16 protein-coding genes are annotated in these 17,041 nt (G+C 38.2%); 2 read left to right on the forward strand and 14 right to left on the reverse strand.

Going from position 1 to position 17,041, the window contains the following annotated elements; genetic code table 11:
• Positions 1 to 30: 30 nt before the first annotated feature.
• The 4 genes from rpmG to QLQ22_RS17825 form a co-directional block, all read right to left on the reverse strand.
• Positions 31 to 180 (reverse strand): 50S ribosomal protein L33, encoded by a 150-nt coding sequence (gene rpmG / locus QLQ22_RS17810; RefSeq protein WP_070875478.1) that lies wholly within the window; start codon positions 178 to 180, stop codon positions 31 to 33.
• Positions 181 to 298: 118 nt separating this feature from the next.
• Positions 299 to 1,348, reverse strand: coding sequence for a nucleotidyltransferase family protein (locus QLQ22_RS17815; RefSeq protein ID WP_223436714.1), 1,050 nt, complete (start codon positions 1,346 to 1,348; stop codon positions 299 to 301).
• A 13-nt stretch (positions 1,349 to 1,361) separates the two neighbouring features.
• A complete protein-coding gene (locus QLQ22_RS17820; RefSeq protein ID WP_223436715.1) occupies positions 1,362 to 4,004 on the reverse strand; it encodes a 1,4-alpha-glucan branching protein domain-containing protein in 2,643 nt (880 codons plus the stop codon).
• 15 nt (positions 4,005 to 4,019) lie between these two features.
• On the reverse strand, positions 4,020 to 4,466 hold the full coding sequence (locus QLQ22_RS17825; RefSeq protein ID WP_223436717.1) for a DUF4912 domain-containing protein: 447 nt from the start codon (positions 4,464 to 4,466) through the stop codon (positions 4,020 to 4,022).
• A gap of 171 nt (positions 4,467 to 4,637) precedes the next feature.
• On the opposite strand from QLQ22_RS17825, the gene QLQ22_RS17830 reads away from it, so the two are divergent.
• Together QLQ22_RS17830 and QLQ22_RS17835 are read left to right on the forward strand one after the other, a co-directional pair.
• Entirely contained in the window at positions 4,638 to 4,985 is a 348-nt protein-coding gene (locus QLQ22_RS17830; RefSeq protein WP_223436718.1) for a hypothetical protein, read from the forward strand.
• On the forward strand, positions 4,982 to 5,458 hold the full coding sequence (locus QLQ22_RS17835; RefSeq protein WP_223436720.1) for an MltG/YceG/YrrL family protein: 477 nt from the start codon (positions 4,982 to 4,984) through the stop codon (positions 5,456 to 5,458). The genes QLQ22_RS17830 and QLQ22_RS17835 overlap by 4 nt, the downstream gene beginning before the upstream one ends.
• 79 nt (positions 5,459 to 5,537) lie before the next feature.
• Here QLQ22_RS17835 and phoU read toward each other — a convergent pair whose 3' ends face one another.
• From phoU to QLQ22_RS17885, 10 genes are all read right to left on the reverse strand, one after another.
• Positions 5,538 to 6,197, reverse strand: coding sequence for a phosphate signaling complex protein PhoU (phoU, locus tag QLQ22_RS17840; protein WP_223436722.1), 660 nt, complete (start codon positions 6,195 to 6,197; stop codon positions 5,538 to 5,540).
• 108 nt (positions 6,198 to 6,305) lie between these two features.
• The gene (pstB, locus tag QLQ22_RS17845; RefSeq protein ID WP_275976717.1) at positions 6,306 to 7,133 is read right to left on the reverse strand and encodes a phosphate ABC transporter ATP-binding protein PstB; all 828 of its coding nucleotides are present in this window, start codon (positions 7,131 to 7,133) and stop codon (positions 6,306 to 6,308) included.
• Between the two features lie 34 nt (positions 7,134 to 7,167).
• Positions 7,168 to 8,046: a phosphate ABC transporter permease PstA gene (pstA, locus tag QLQ22_RS17850; RefSeq protein WP_223436724.1), complete on the reverse strand. Its 879-nt coding sequence runs from the start codon at positions 8,044 to 8,046 to the stop codon at positions 7,168 to 7,170.
• A gap of 1 nt (position 8,047) precedes the next feature.
• A complete protein-coding gene (pstC, locus tag QLQ22_RS17855; protein WP_223436726.1) occupies positions 8,048 to 8,989 on the reverse strand; it encodes a phosphate ABC transporter permease subunit PstC in 942 nt (313 codons plus the stop codon).
• 72 nt (positions 8,990 to 9,061) lie between these two features.
• The gene (locus QLQ22_RS17860; RefSeq protein ID WP_223436727.1) at positions 9,062 to 10,036 is read right to left on the reverse strand and encodes a PstS family phosphate ABC transporter substrate-binding protein; all 975 of its coding nucleotides are present in this window, start codon (positions 10,034 to 10,036) and stop codon (positions 9,062 to 9,064) included.
• Positions 10,037 to 10,233: 197 nt separating this feature from the next.
• Positions 10,234 to 12,402 carry a peptidoglycan D,D-transpeptidase FtsI family protein gene (locus QLQ22_RS17865; protein ID WP_223436729.1) on the reverse strand — a complete coding sequence of 723 codons (2,169 nt, stop codon included), beginning with the start codon at positions 12,400 to 12,402 and terminating at the stop codon, positions 10,234 to 10,236.
• 131 nt (positions 12,403 to 12,533) lie between these two features.
• Positions 12,534 to 13,820: an MFS transporter gene (locus tag QLQ22_RS17870; protein WP_223436731.1), complete on the reverse strand. Its 1,287-nt coding sequence runs from the start codon at positions 13,818 to 13,820 to the stop codon at positions 12,534 to 12,536.
• A gap of 127 nt (positions 13,821 to 13,947) precedes the next feature.
• A complete protein-coding gene (gene sodA, locus QLQ22_RS17875; protein WP_223436732.1) occupies positions 13,948 to 14,556 on the reverse strand; it encodes a superoxide dismutase SodA in 609 nt (202 codons plus the stop codon).
• Positions 14,557 to 14,693: 137 nt separating this feature from the next.
• Positions 14,694 to 15,182, reverse strand: a complete 489-nt coding sequence (locus QLQ22_RS17880; RefSeq protein WP_420828875.1) for a DUF456 domain-containing protein — start codon at positions 15,180 to 15,182, stop codon at positions 14,694 to 14,696.
• A gap of 96 nt (positions 15,183 to 15,278) precedes the next feature.
• Complete coding sequence (locus tag QLQ22_RS17885) at positions 15,279 to 16,889, reverse strand: Na/Pi cotransporter family protein (RefSeq protein WP_420828876.1); 1,611 nt, start codon at positions 16,887 to 16,889, stop codon at positions 15,279 to 15,281.
• Positions 16,890 to 17,041 lie beyond the last annotated feature (152 nt).

Here is a 17,041-nt window from a genome sequence, read left to right on the forward strand (position 1 = left end):
AAAAACAGCAAGGAAATAAATTCCTGCTGCTTACTTTGTTTCGCGGTGTAATGTAACCTTTTTCTCTCTAGAGCAATATTTTTTAAGCTCCATACGATCCGGGTTATTACGTTTATTCTTTTTAGAAATGTAATTACGTTCGCCGCACTCTGTGCAAGCTAATGTAAGATTAACGCGCATGTTGATTTCCCTCCAAACTAAAAAACTTATACTAAATCAGACTTAACTATAATAGCATTTTTAAAAAAGAAATTCCACATTATTTTATTTTTTTCTTCAATCTATGAAAAGAAGAGAGTTAAGAATCCCTTTTCGTATATTCTCTCCAGGCATTAACCGTCTCATCATTCATATCTGCGAGCGCTGAATGATCCTGAATCTGACAGTGGCCAATCATCCCGCCTAAGCTGCAGGACTTTCCCACATAGCTATTTTCCCATAAAATCGAATGGGTAATTTCCGATTTTTCATGGATAATAGCAGACTCTGAGAGAACCGTCTGCGGACCTACTATAGCGCCTTCATGAATAATCGTGTTCCTGCTTATATAGATCGGTCCTTTTAATGTCACATCATCATGAATGGTCACACCATCCTCCATCCAGATGCCTTTAGCTATCTCTTTGCCCTTAGAAGGAAGATTGACTTTATGATGGAGCATATCAAACTGAGCCTCGCGATATGTTGCTAGTGTCCCAATATCAGACCAATATCCCTCAGCTTCAAAAATACTGATTTTCTCATTATGCTTTAAGATTGCAGGAAACACATCTTTACTGAAGTCATAATGAGTGAAATCTTCGAGATAGGTAAATATCTTTGGGTCAAGAATATAAATCCCCGTATTAATAGAATGTTTAGTGAGGTCGCTCCAGTTTGGCTTTTCGAACATCTTATCCATTTTTTTATCTGCGGACAAAAGCACTCCATATTCGATTGGCAAATCCAGCGGTTTTGTAAAGATTGTCGCTGCTGCAAGCTGGTCCTCATGATGCTGTATTCCTGCACTCAAATCAAAATCAGTCAGAATATCTCCGCTTATAACAAGAAATGATTCCGTCAGCATTTGCTCTGCCAGTTTTACACTTCCTGCTGTACCGAGAGGCATTCCGTCTTCACTGTAAGTAATGGTGACACCCCATTTAGAACCGTCCCCAAAATGGGACCGGATAGAAGATGACAAATAATGCACAGTCATAATAATATCAGTGATTCCATGTCTTTTTAATAACTCAATGCTATATTCCATGACAGGCTTGTTTAATATAGGGACCATTGGTTTTGGACAATGATTTGTAAGAGGTCTAAGCCTGCAGCCTTCTCCGCCTGCGAGGATCACAGCTTTCACATTTTTCAGCTCCTTATCTTTTATGATAAAGCACTTCATACTCTTGAATAATTTTTTTCACGATATGTTCATAGGCAAATCGGCTCAAAATTTCTTTATATCCCTGTTGAGCCAGACGGTCTGCCCGCTCTTTATGTTGGAGTGCCTCTAGGATAGCTGATGCCAAAGCTTTTGAATTTCCCCGCTCAAATAGGAGGCCATTTTCATTGTGCTTGATAATCTCTTTTAACCCGCCGGTATTTGCAGCAATTGTCAGTTTTTTCGCTGCCATGCTCTCCAGTGCAACAATTCCAAATGGTTCATAATAGCTCGGAATGATATTCATCTCACAGTGCGTAAGGAGTATATGTATAAGGTCTTCATCTATAAAACCAAGGAATGTTACATTTTCATGAACGTTCAATTCTTTCGCTTTTTTCTCATATTCGTTGCGATGCGGTCCATCTCCTGCTATTACAATGCGGATTTTAGGAAAACGCTTCAAAATACCCGGTATGGCGGATAACAGCACATCAAAACCTTTTTCTGCGACAAGTCTTCCCATCGAGAAAAGATACGGCTGCCCAGTCAATGATAGATCATTGCGCTTTTGTGAATTTTTAACATACATATTATTTTTTAAAAGATTTATTCCATTAGGGATTACAGTTAGTTTTTCAGAAGGTATGTGAAATTGCTCCTTGACCTCTTTCAACATATAGTCACTGCACACAATCACCTGATCTGCAGCTTGCACCAGCAGGCATTCTTCCCTTTGTATATACTTCTGCAGAGGGGTCACGATCTCGCCGTTCCTTCCCAGTTCTGTCGCATGAATCGTTGCAATCAGCGGCACTTTAAACAGCTTTTGTATAGATCTTCCCGCCCCTGCTGTCAGCCAATCATGAACATGCACTAAATCATATTTGATGTGACTATTCTTTATTAGAAATTGAACAAATGCACTATTGTAATTTATTGCCCACTCAGAGAGCGACTGATGCTTTTGCTGAATAGACTGTATGCGGTATATATGCAGGTTGGGAACTGGATTCTCATATAATGGGAGTTCTTCATCAGAAGCTATTGTAAGAAGCGCAACTTCATAATTTTGTCCAGCAAGTGCATTTGTCAGCTTATCTACATGCCTTCCAAGCCCCCCGACTAGATTTGGGGGATATTCTGTAGACACCATCAGTATTCTTGGCCTGTCAGCAAACGCTTGTAACTCAGATGTGTTTCTTTTCAATGGAAGAAATGTAAATAAATCTGGTTCCGGGTTATAGGTTTCTAATTCTTCATCCGATCGTCCGCTCAGTTCGTAATAATTATTTAGGTGCTTTTTAATACGATAATGTCCATAATCAGCAGAAGTGCCGTTTCCAATCATGAATGTCCAGTCACTGCTTGCGGCAAGCATCCATTCCTTAATTAGGCACCATTTTTTCCTTGTATTCATTTCCCGGGAATTTACAGAAGGGTTGAATAACTGTTTCTCGATTAAATGAAAGTGCTGAAAGTATTCCGCTGTTTTTTCATTCAGCCATATATCACCGTACCCATTTCTTCCCCATGTAGAAAAAGCTAAGCCGTCGTGGCCGCTGACATTATTTTTGTTTCCCAGCCAATCAGAAGGGAGAACAAACGGGTTTTCCTTCTTTAACAGCTCAGAAAGAAAGGCAGGACCCTCAAACCACCAATGGCCGAATAACTCAAAATCAAATGGAAGCACAATAAGCTCTGTTGCAGGACGCAGCCTCTCCAAAAAATTATGTGCATCATTTCCAGCTTGTTCAAATGCCATTTCATCATTATAAATCTTTTTATCCTCTGTCTTTCCAGTTATACTCCAAAGTTTCAGTCCGGTATTGATTCTTGTCTTTTTAAGAAATGCAAACTCTTTAATATCTTCCCAATTCCTAGTCAACCCGACATCCCGGTAATATTCCCGATATACATGATGTGCAGGGTATCCCCTATGCTTATCCCATACAGCGTTAGCTTTTTCTCTGTTCCGTTTAAAAATTGTGAGGCCCTTATAGTTCAAAGCAGGGCCATTTATTTCAGGTGAATCGGCAAACGTGTATGTAATTCCTTGTTGAGTGAGAATCTGCACGGTCTGGTCATTTATCGCCATCTCCGGCAGCCAAAACCCTTTTGGAGCTGTTCCGAAATGGTGTTCAAACACTTTCATTCCTGTTTCCACTTGCATTTTCATGCCTTCATCCGTGCAATGAAAAGGGAGAATTGCATGTGTTGCACATGTAGTGATAGCCTCAATTTTTCTTTTTTTAAATAGATCAATATATCCTTTTAAAATATTGCCCTTAAATTCTTCAAAGGTTTGGATGATCTTATTGTAATGAGATAGATAAAAGTGTAATACTGATCGCTCCTCATTAGTTGCCCTGCTGAATTCTGATCTGATTAACAAAATCATTTTATCCAAGTGACAGCGGTATTTTTCCTGGGTCTTCTTATCGGTCAGCATTTCCATAAGAGTAGGGGAAAAAGAGATAGTGATGGACGGATTGTCCAAACCGTTTAAACTCCAAAGCATTGGAATATAGGATTCTGACAGAGCTTCAAAAAGCCAGAGCTGTTCATATTCTGTATTTGTATAGTCAGTTATGAAAGGCAAGTGGGCATGAAGAATGATCATGCTGTTTTTCACCATGTGCTGATACTCCTTCTATTTGTCATATACCGTATAAGCTGAGAATTGCTTTTCCCAGGATTCAGATTCCTCTTTATAGGCTGTCCAGTCAGCATCTCTGCCATCAGTATCCGTCATTTTCAATTCATTTGACTTCAGAACAGTCAGTTTAACATTTTCAGATGTTTGCAAAATTAATTCAGTATAGTAGCTGGCAGCTGCTCCTATGCCTTTAATAAAAAGATAAGTTTGTTCATCTGTGATATCAAAATCTTTATAGAAAAGAGTGCCATTCTTTTTTTGATAAAGTCTTAACGTTTTTTTTAGAGAAGAAAAAGGCTCCCTGCATAAAATGGAGAGGGCAATTTCAGTTTTAAACCCTACATTCCACTGTAAATACAAAACAGATGGATTTTTCATTATAAGAGTCATTGCATCTCCATGCAGATGGTTTATTTGATCCATTGAGGGCTGATTTATCAAGGGGCTTCATCCCTTTCATCGTTCATTGCTGTTATTATTATGACATAAGTATAATCTATGAGAAAATCGCTTAAATTAAGACATTTTTCGACAATTTACATATTATCCTTTAGAATGTTTCAAATCTATGATATAAAGAAAAAGGGAAAAAATATTAGAAGGTGAATAAATATGGAGATTATGATCATTGCCCTGTTTGTAGTCAGCATTCTTTTAATTGGCATCTCTTTCTTTCAGAGAGATCACTTAAAAGATATTGAACAGGAAGTTGAACACCTGTCGGTTTCTTCTATGCAAGAAATATACAAGCTGAAGAAAAAAGTCAGAGTGCTTGAAGAAGAAATTCTTCAAAATGATCTGGAGCTAACTGATAATGATTCGATTGACCCTCAGACGCTTCAGCGTATCATTTTGAAACATAATCAAGGCTTATCCACTGAAGCAATTGCAAGATCTGAATACTTAAGCGAAGAAGAGATCGGAACCATTCTTAGAAAGAATGAGAGGGTCTTAACATGAGCAAAAAAGGATTACAATCATTCGCAGCCGGAATGATTTTGTCTACTTCTGTTCTTGCAGCTACATATTTCATAAGTAACAGCAATGAAAAAACAGCTGCTCCTGTAAACAATGCAGTTTCCGAGAATGATATTAAAGAATTTTTAATAAAAAGCGGACAGACAGCGATCGATACAAAAGAGTATGACGAGCTTATTGCGTTTAAAGAAACAACGCTTATTGAAAAACAAAAGCAAGCCGAAGCCCCTATTGAAGAAAAGCCTCAAAATGAAAAGTACACGTTAAAAATTGTAGAAGGCATGAATACAGGTGATGTTTCTGACATCCTTGAACAAGAAGGCGTCATTGCCTCTGCAAAGGATTTTAACAAATTTGTCATTAATGGGAATTATCACACAAAGGTGCGCATGGGAACTTTTGAACTTACTAAAGGCATGAGCTTCAGCGAAATTGTCAATGTACTTGTTAAATAATAAAAAAAGCGCAGAAAATTAATACTGTCTTAAAACTTAGAAAAGAGCTTGTCACTCATGGGTGACAAGCTCTTTTCGTTTATGCATTTAAATCATATCTTCTGCCTTTAACTAGATATAATACACTTTCAGAAATATTGGTTGCATGATCTGCCGTACGCTCAATATATCTGCAGACAAACATTAATTGAGTAATCTGCTGCATAAGCTCTTTGCGCTCAGGCATGATTTCGAGAAGCTCTCTGATTGTTTGTCCATAATAATCATCTACTTGATCGTCCATATCAGCAACTCTCTTAGCTAATAGGACATCTTCATCGTTGTATGCCTTAACAGAAAGAGAAAGCATTTCTACAGCAAGCGCATGCATTTTTTTTATTGTTTCAATAGGTTTGAATAAAGGTTCATCACCGATTCGAATCGTTGATTTAGCAATATTAACAGCAAAGTCAGCCATTCTTTCGATATCATTAGAAATTTTAATGGCAACGATAATACGTCTTAAATCAATCGCAACAGGCTGCTGTTTTGCAATAAGAAGAATCGCCAAATCATTGATTTCCTCATCCAAATCATCAATGCGCTCATCGTTTTCAATGATTTCGAGCGCTGCTTCTACGTTTTTTGTTTCTAGGGCCTGGATAGCTTCTGTTAAAGCCTGCTCAGTGAGTTGTGCAATTTCATTTAATTTATCACGCAGTAATTTTAAATCGTATTCAAATTTCTCTCTAACCACCATGTTTAATTCCCTCCAAATTTCCGTCTGTTTTTTTATGAAATATGATTGCTTAACTATATGGGAATAAGTCGTGCAAGTTTTCATTTGCACGACTTATTCCTCTAAATATTATCCGAAACGTCCAGTAATATAGTCTTCTGTTCGTTTATCTGAAGGATTCGAGAATAAACGGTCTGTTTCTGAATACTCAACAACTTCACCATTTAAGAAGAACGCTGTCCGATCAGAAATACGTGCAGCCTGCTGCATATTGTGAGTAACGATCACGATGCTGTACTGTTTTTTCAATTCCTGAACCAGCTCTTCTACTTTTAATGTTGAAATTGGATCAAGAGCAGATGTAGGTTCATCCATTAAAATAACATCCGGCTCAATCGCAAGACAGCGGGCGATGCATAGACGCTGCTGCTGACCGCCTGATAAACCGAAAGCATTTTCTTTAAGGCGATCTTTTACTTCGTCCCAGATGGCAGCTCCTTTTAAACTCTTTTCAACGATTGCATCAAGAGTCTTTTTATCGCGGATCCCATGGATTCTTGGACCGTATGCAACATTGTCATAAATGGATTTTGGAAAAGGATTTGGTTTTTGGAACACCATGCCGACTCTTGTGCGCAGATCTTCCACTCCATAGCCTTTATCAAAGATATTTTTGCCCCGGTAAATGATTTTTCCAGATGTACGGACCGTAGGAATCAGCTCTACCATGCGATTTAACGTTTTAATGTAAGTAGACTTCCCGCAGCCAGACGGTCCTATAATCGCCGTAACTTCATTTTCATAGATATCCAGATCAATATTTTTTAATGCCTGATCGTTTCCGTACCAAAGGTTGAGATTATCTGTTTTGTAAACGATGCTTTTATCTTTTTTTGCATTCGTTTCAAATTCTTCGTTTTCCTCTCGCTCTTTCACAACATTTTTTGTCATTTCCATTTTGTGAAACCTCCTTCATCCATTTCAAAAAATCTTAGTAGCGTTTTTGGAACTTGTTGCGTATTAACACGGCAATTGAGTTCATAACGATCAAGAAAATAAACAATACGATAATTCCTGCAGCAGCAACATTCTGAAAGTCAGCCTGAGGCCTTGAAGCCCAGTTAAATATTTGAATTGGTATGGCTGTAAATGTGCTCATGAAACTTTCCGGAAGGTAATTTACAAATGCAAATGCCCCAACCACAAGCAGAGGTGCAGTTTCGCCAATTGCTCTTGAGAAAGCAAGAATACTCCCTGTTAATATACCTGGTATAGCAGCCGGCAAAACAACTTGACGGATGGTCTGCCACTTAGTAGCCCCCATTCCATAAGATGCTTCGCGCATCTCTTTTGGAACAGCACGGATGGCTTCTTGTGATGCAACAACAATAACTGGAAGAACAAGCAGAGCCATGGTGAATCCACCTGCGAGAATGCTTCTTCCGAGGTCAAAGAAACGCACAAAAACCGTTAGGCCCAATAATCCGAAAACAATGGAAGGCACACCAGCAAGGTTGGCAATGTTAATTTGAAGGAAATTTGTAAATTTATTTTTCTTTGCATACTCTTCCATATATAGTGCCGTCCCTACTCCCAATATTAATCCAGTTGGAATGACGACAGCCATCACCCATAACGACCCTGCTAATGCAGCTTTTATTCCAGATGCATTAGGTCTTCTAGAAGCAAAGTTTTGAAAGAATTCCGGAGTTAAATAACTAAATCCTTGAGTGAATATCCGATATAAAAGAATCGCCAGTACAATTAGAGCAAAGCTTGTCGCTAATAGGAAAATACCTTTATAGATACCATTAACGGCCAATCTGCTCCTCATTTTCTTTGCGACTGTATCTTTATTGATGTAGTTCATTTTAATATTCCTCCCTAAAGCGGCGAGAAATGAACTGCGCCAGTAAATTCATCAGCAATGTAAAGAGGAACAGCGTCATTCCGACAGCGTATATACTATAGTAGATAGTTGTGCCATAACCTGCATCCCCTGAACTTACTTGAACAATATAAGCAGTCATCGTCTGAATGGATTCTGTCGGATCAAATGTCAGCTTAGGTGTAGCTCCGCCTGCAAGAGTAACAATCATTGTTTCACCGATTGCTCTTGAAATAGCTAATACAAATGATGCGACAACACCTGATACAGCAGCTGGAAGAACAACTTTTATCGCTACCTCAAATTTAGTAGAACCCAGTGCTAAGGCACCTTCCCGCATTGATTTAGGGACAGAAGTCATTGCATCTTCAGAAAGAGATGCAATCATTGGAATAATCATGATTCCTACAACAATACCCGGACTAAGCGCATTGAAAAAACCTAAGTCTGGCATCATTGACTGCAGCAATGGCGTCACAAATGTAAGAGCGAAGAAGCCATACACAATCGTCGGAATACCAGCTAATACTTCTAATATCGGTTTAATAATTCTTCTTACTCGATCTGAAGCATATTCACTCAAATATATAGCAGAAGCTAATCCTATCGGTAAAGCCACTACCATAGCTATTACAGCTACAAGAAGGGTTCCTGAAATTAAAGCAATAATTCCATATGACGGATCGCTTGCAAAGAATGGGTACCAATCTTTTTGTGTAATAAAGTCAATAATCGGAACCTGGCTAAAAAAGGTAAATGTTTCAACGATCAGTGTAAAAACGATTCCTACCGTAGTAAGGATGGATATAATGGCTGTCAGCAGTAAAAAAGCAGGAACCATTTTCTCTGTATATCTTATCCAAGATTTTTTCTCTTTTTTTTCTCTGATCAGTTCACTGACAGAGCGGCTAGTTTCAGTTGCCATATTGTGAAAACCCCTTTCCAAAACATGGGAAGATGAGAAGCAGTTATGCTTCTCATCTATTAGATTTTGAAATTATTTTAAACCTTCGATTGTTTTAAGCTGTTCTGTATACTTTTCATCTGGAAGGCTTACATAGCCAACTTCCTCAGCTAATGCGCCAGCGTTTTCCAAGTAGAATTTAACAAACCCGGCAACTTGTGGCTTTTCTTTCATAGATGCGTTATTTACATAGATGTAAAGCGGGCGTGAAAGCGGGTTGTACTCGCCAGACTCAACTGATTCGTTTGTTGGTTCAACAGCTTTGCCTTCTTCGTTCACGATAGGAACTACTTTCAATGTATCTTTATTTTCTAGGTAGTAAGCATAACCAAAGTAACCCATTGCATTTTTATTGCTTTGTACACCTTTAACTAAAACATTGTCATCTTCAGAAAGAGTAGCTGCTTTGGCAACAGGCTCTTCGTTAAGAATTACTTCATCGAAGTAATCATATGTCCCAGAATCTGTACCAGGTGAGAATAATGTAATTTTTTCTTTAGGCCATTCAGGGTTAATGTCAGACCACATTTTTTCTTTGCCGTCTTCAACCCAGATCTTTTTCAAGTCTTCTACAGTTAATTCTTTAATGAAATCATTTTCTTTATTAACTACTACTGATAAACCGTCAAATGCAACTTGTAATTCTGTATATTCAATTCCAGCGTCTTTCGCTGCTTTAGCTTCTTCATCTTTAATCGGACGTGATGCTTGAGAAATATCTGTTTCACCAGCTACGAATTTTTCAAAGCCGCCGCCAGTTCCTGATACGCCGATTGGAGCTTTAACATCTTTATTTTCCATAGCGAATTCTTCAGATACTGCTTCACCGATAGGAGCAACAGTTGATGAGCCGTCAATTCCAACTTCACCTTCTAATTGAGCTGCTTCTTCAGAAGATCCAGTTTCTGAACCGTTGCCTTCTGAACTTTCACCATTTCCACAAGCTGCTGCGAATGCAAGCAATGATGAAATCATAATTGTCATGGCTAAAAATTTGAAGCTTTTCATATTTCTTAATTCCCCCTAAAAAGTGGTGTTTTTGTCCTACAAGTAATAGAATAACGCTAAAGTGTTAACATGGTTTTAATCGAATGTTAAGGTTTTGTAAATGCATGAATAATTGTGTCGCCTTTTGTAGAATGATTTATACATAATAAAAAGCACTCTATTAAGAGTGCTTTTATTATTTTCCTTTGAATGGCTATCTATTCATTTTCTTCTTCTTCAATCACCCTTGCATTCTCCGGCTGTCCTACACCTTCCTGAATGCCTTCTTTGCTTTGTTCGCTTTTCAGCTCATAGTATTTATCCATAACCCTTCTTCCGATCAGATTATTAATAGGATGTGAATTTTTGGCTGAATCATAAGCCCATGGCACTACTACAGCAAATGCAACCTCCGGATTATTGTGGGGGGCATATCCTACAAGTGTTAAGTTGTAGGTAGGAGACAGAAATTTGTCTTTATTGGGCCCATCATAAAAAGCCTGTGCCGTCCCTGTTTTTCCTGCAGGAAAATAATCTGCCCCTGAAAAATAACTGTAGGCTGTGCCATTTTTCTCCTGCGTTACACGCCTGAACCCTTCCTGTACCCTCTCAATGTACTCACTCTTCATATCAAGCCGGTTTAAAATTTCAGGGTTTATTGATTGAATGACAGAACCAAGATTATCTTTAGGCGACGGCTCCCTGATCTCTTTTACAAGCTGAGGTTTCATGCGGTATCCGCCATTTGCTATTGTTGAAACGTATTGTGCCATTTGCAGCGGCGTATACGTATCATATTGTCCAATGGACAAATCAAGCAATAATCCAGGCGTCAGGTCCTGGCCTTTAAAGCCGGTTGCTTCATTAGGAAGGTCTATACCCGTTTTTACCCCTAATCCGAACTGACTATAATAATTACGGAGCACCGAGAAAGCAGACGTATCAAGGGGCAATGATTTGTTTCTTCTGTATTCCCCGTTTGCCATTGCTATCGCAGTTTTAAACATATACACATTGGATGATCGCTGCAGAGCTTCAAGATCATCAATATTCCCCATAGTGCGATACGATTTTTTGGGAGGAGATCCTTTAATATATAAAGGTTCATCAAGCTGGACAGTTCCGGGTTTAATGGCACCGGACTCAAAGCCGGAAAGTACTGTAGCTCCTTTAACTGCAGATCCCATTGTATATGAGCTGGTCATTGCTCCTAATGCATAATCTTCAAGAACCGTTTTTCCGTTTTCATCTTTTTTAATTTGCTTTCCAGCCATTGACAGCATTTCGCCATTCCTGGGATCCATCATTACGACAAATGCGCGGTCAAGTAAAGCTGTACCTGATTTTTTCTTAGCAGCAAGCAGTTCTTCCTCAATAATCTTCTCAACCTCCTGCTGAAGCTGTACATCGATTGTCATGATCAGGTCCTTGCCGCTTTTTCCTTCAGATATAATCTCTGTTTCAAGAATATTGCCGGACTTATCAGTAATATTACGGGCTTTTGCTTTTTGTCCTTGAAGAATATCTTCATATTGATATTCTAAGTAGCTTTTCCCCACCCGGTCATTTCTGCTGTAATCACGGGATGTAAAATAATCCAAACGATCCTCTGGAATGCCTTCTTCTGAAGAGGAGATGCTCCCAATCAGCGTTCTTAAAGTTTTGTCAAAAACGTATTGGCGTTCCCAGTCCGTTGTAATATCCACTCCTGGTAAATCTTCCAGATGCTCGCTTATATAGGCAAATTCCTGTTCTGAAATATTGTCTTTTTTAATAATTTGCGGCGCTAATGCATACCCGCTGTCCATTTCTCTTTTTATCGAAAGTATTTTTAATTCATCGATCGATATCTCCTGTAAATCTTTTTCTGTTATCCGCTCGAGCTGAAGATCGTAGAGGTCATCATCGCTCATGGCTCCATCAAGCACTTTTTGTCTATCCGCTTTTGTAATTTTCTTTTCTGCTTCTTTTGGACGTGTTAAAATCCAATAATCTTTTTTATCTCTGAGAGTGATTTTTTCTAACTCTTGTTTTAGTAGCTCCTGATCTTCTTTAGAGTCCGTTCTGTCCTGGTCAAAAATCTTTGCAAGTCTTGCTGCAACTTCTAAACGTTCTTCTTGTGAAGTAGTATTTGACCTGGTGTATGTAATGGCATTAATAGGTTTATTATCGACAATTGTATTGTAGTTTCGGTCAAAGATTTTCCCTCTCGGAACTGAAGTGCTGATATTCACTTCCTCATTCCGTTCAACTTCCTTGCGGTAATCCTCTCCGTATACAATTTGAACAATTCCAAGCCTTAATATCATTCCTGAAAAAACTAAAAAAACTAGGAAAAACAAAATGTTAAGGCGAAGCGGAACTGTTCTTTTCTTTTTCTTTGACATATAGCACCGCCTTATTTTCATTAAAAAACACAATAGACACCATTTTAAGGTGTCTATTGTTATAGTTTATGAAAAAAACCGACGAATTTCTATCAAATTCGACACTTGTAACATGATTGTCATATGTGATGCTAACTGCTTTCTCCATCTACAAGATTCGGTTCGGGCATATTTTTTTGACCGTTATCATTTATGGGCTCATTAGATTCCAATAAAGTCACTTTTCGGATAAAGAAATAAATAAAGCTGTGTCCAGAGCCAATAACCGCAAGCAGAATGGGAATACTCTGCTTTTCATCAAAGAGAGTGACGGCAAGAATGAATAAAAGAATGGATGAGATTCTGCCCAAGTTTAAAAATATTTCTCTTACGACGATATATTCAATTCTCGCTTCAGCTGCATTCCACGACCGTCCAATCACATCGTAAGTCAGGGAGATATAAGGAACCAGCAGCATGGGATATGCAATCGCAATTGAAATAGCATACATAATCAGCTTTGGATATGTAAGGTCAAACAAAAGCAAAAAGATGGAAGCGTATAATAATATTCCCCCGATTAAAATAGATTTTTTTCTCATTTTCTTTGTAATCAGCCGTGTTGCCAAATAGTAAAAAACAAAGGCTACAGCAGAGTTAATCAGGCCATATTTACCAAGAGCAAACTCGCTTCCGGTAGTAATAAATACAAGGACGCCAATGACGAAAATGAATGTTCCTTCCCTAATACCCTGAAAAAAGTGGGCGTTTGTAATCATTCTCCAATTGACATTCCGTTTTCTTTCCTTCAATACTTCAAGCAGCAAATACCTGCCGTGTGCATGTCTTCTCTTTAAAAAAAGGCTTAATATAACGGCACAAAAAAATAATCCGAGTGAAATAGAAAAGATTGACTTATACCCAATATCACCTGCAAATCTTGAGATCACAAAACCTGCGACAATAGGACCGATCATTCCAGCAGAGGATGACATGATTCCTAAAAATCCGTTAAAAAAATCTCTTGTCTCAGGTTCTGTAATTTCAAATGTAAGCACATTAAAAGACAGCCAGTAAAACCCCGATCCAATCCCAAGCAGCCCTCCAAGCAAGATGATATTATCCGCTGCATCATTCCCTATTAAAAGGACCGATAAATAAAATACAGCTAAAAAAGCAACACCAAGCCTGAAAACTATTACACGATCAATTTTTTTTGCCCATCTTCCTGCAATAACAAACGTGACTGGCTGCATAATTGCAATGGACAAATTATAAATACCCAAATCCAGAAAACTGCCTGACTGTTTCCAAAGATATACATTGACAAAAGCGTTAGAAAGGGCGATTCCCAAAGAATATAATCCTCCAATAATCAGCAAAAGGATTAGTTCCTTATTGACTTCTACATCTCCAAATAATTTTTGCAACTTTGACATACTTTAAAACTCCCCTTTATTAGCTAACCATTAGTCTGTCTTTATGAGGTGGAGTTATGTATCCTAAATTTAACAGAAAAAAGCAGGAGATCTTAATAGATCCCCTGCTTTCATTTACGAAAAAAAATTACTTTGCTTCTTCGTAGCGTCTTGTTACTTCTTCCCAATTGACTACATTCCAGAATGAAGAAATGTAATCAGGTCGGCGGTTTTGGTAATTCAGGTAGTATGCATGCTCCCAAACGTCAAGTCCAAGAATAGGCGTTTTGCCTTCCATTAAAGGAGAATCCTGATTAGGAGTGCTTGTTACTTCTAATTCGCCGTTATTGACAACCAGCCAAGCCCAGCCAGATCCAAAGCGAGTTGCTCCTGCTTTTGCAAATTCTTCTTTGAATGTTTCAAAGCTTCCAAATTTGCTGTTGATTTTATCGGCAAGCTCACCAGACGGAGCTCCTCCTCCATTTGGGGAAAGAATTGTCCAGAAAAGGCTGTGGTTTGCATGTCCGCCGCCATTGTTGCGGACTGCCGTACGTGCTGCTTCAGGAACTGCATCCAAGTTTGATACCAGTTCTTCAACGCTTTTGCTGAGAAGATCATCCTGGCCTTCTAATGCTGCGTTTACGTTTGTGATATACGTGTTATGATGTTTCGTGTGATGAATGTTCATTGTTTCCTTATCAATATGAGGTTCTAATGCATCGTAAGCATAAGGCAATTGCGGTAGTTCGTAAGCCATTTAAATCTCCTCCTTAAATTGTATGTAAATGATGAAGCTTATTTTTTCATAAGCCTTTCACTTTAAGATTACCAAAATTGTCCGATTGTTTCAATTTAAAAGCATTAAATATGTTTTGTTTGCGTTTTATATCTTCTTTATAGAACCACGAATAAAAAATAACCAATCATAATCAGCTGAATGATTGTTTTTGCAAACACACCGGATATAAATCCGATCAGTGATCCAAGACCTATTTTAACTGATTCTTTCATATCCTTTTTATGAACAAGAAGCTCTGCAATAACTGCACCAATGAATGGTCCAATAATAATTCCTGCAACCGGAATAAGAAACGGACCTATCAATAAGCCTATTGTACTTCCCCAGATAGCAGCCTTGCTGCCGCCGACTCGTTTGATCCCCATTAAGTTTGACACATAGTCCGCCGCAAATAAAACCGCAACAAACACGCCTTCAATCAACCAGAATTGGTATCCGTATTCCTGAAAGCCAAAAAATGCACCATAGAGAAGAAATCCTCCAACTATAAAAATGACGCTGGGTATAATTGGATAGATCAATCCGGCAAATGCAATGATAAACATTAAAATAATCAGTGCCCAGTAAATAATCTCCACTGCCATCCACCACCATTCCATGATCTCTTATAAAACTGATGTAAAAAAAGCAAGAGCAAAAGCCCTTGCTTTCATTATAACTGAATCATTCTTTTTTAAACATTATTTACGATAGCCTAAAACTGCCTCTGCAATGTTTACAGAATGATCACCGATTCTTTCAAGATTGCTGATAATATCTACAAACACAATGCCTGCTTGACCAGTACAGCTTCCTTCATTAATGCGGAGTATGTGTTTTTTGCGGAGCATGCGCTCCATTTTATCAATTTGTTCTTCAGACTTCATAACCTTTGCTGCTAAAGATGTGTCTTTGTCATCTAATGCCGATATGGCATCTTTTATTGTTTGAATGGTTAATGCAAACATTTCCTCCAGATCTGCATATGCAGAATCTGTCAGTTTCACTTTATTTGTTAATTGATAATCAACAAGCTCAACGATATTTTCGAAATGATCACCCACGCGCTCAATATCTCTTACAGCATCCATTAATGCAGAGTGTTCTTCAGATTCATATGCTGACATTTCTGCTCTTGAAATGAGTACAAGATAATCTGTAATTTTGCGGTCAAGATTATTGATTGCATCCTCGATTTGATAAGCAGTATCTGAATGTTTTTGCTGTTGGGTTTTTAGATATTGATTTGCTTCTTCAAGTCCTAAAGCTGCGAACTGACCCATTCGCAGAATTTCCTCTTTAGCCTGTCCGAGTGCTATTGATGAAGATTGTTCAATAAAAAGAGGATCTAGATGCTTTGCTTTGTATTCCATCATTGGATCTTCTCCGGGAATCAGCTTTGTAACTATGTATACAAGCCCACCGATAAACGGCAGCTGGATTATAGTATTTGTAATATTGAAAGTTCCATGGGCAAATGCAATGGTCATTTCTGGATTCAATCCTAAATTCATTTTCAGCATTCCTATAAAAGTTGTAAAAGAAGGCAAGATCACTAAAAAGATTGCCGTACCTATTATGTTGAAAAGTACATGTGTTAACGCAGCCCGTCTTGCAGCTACTGTAGCACCAATTGAAGCAAGAACTGCAGTTATAGTTGTACCGATATTATCTCCAAACAGCACAGGCAGTGCAGCGTTAATATCAATCAGCCCCAAGCTATACAATTCCTGCAGAATTCCAATGGTTGCACTGGAACTTTGGACGATTACTGATAATACAGTTCCGATTACTACACCAAGAAGCGGATTATCGCTCATGCTTACTGTCAATTCTTGAAATGCTTCTAAATAACGCAAAGGCTTCATGCCGTCTCCCATAAGTTCCAATCCAAAGAAAAGAGCTCCAAAACCAAATATAATTTGACCAATATTGTGAATTTTTTTATTTTTAAAAAAGAAAAGTAATACAGCCCCTGTAAATAGGACAGGAAGCGCGTACTCAGAAATTTTAATACCGATAATAAATGCCGTGACTGTAGTACCAATGTTTGCTCCCATTATCACACCGATTGCCTGTCTTAAACTCATAAAGCCTGCACTGACGAGACCTATTGTAATAACAGTCGTTCCGCTGCTTGACTGAATGAGGATGGTAACAAATATACCTGCAAGAACACCCATAATTGGATTTGTTGTAAATTTATCTAGAACATCCCGAAGTTGGTCACCTGCTGATTTTTGCAGGCCGTCTCCCATGAATTTAATACCAAATAAGAAAATTCCCAGACCGCCAACAAATTCAAATATCATTTTCTGTATATCTAAATCCAACCTATTTCAACCCCCAGCATCTTTAATCGACAACATAATCCATTTCTAGAACCTCCCCAATTATTATCGAATTGTGGATTACATGTAAAGGTTTTTAGCCATATTTTCTTAAATATTTACAATTTCTTAAT

Origin of the sequence: Metabacillus hrfriensis, from assembly GCF_030127205.1 — a bacterium.
In the GTDB taxonomy this organism is placed as follows: Bacteria; Bacillota; Bacilli; order Bacillales; family Bacillaceae; genus Bacillus_P; species Bacillus_P dongyingensis.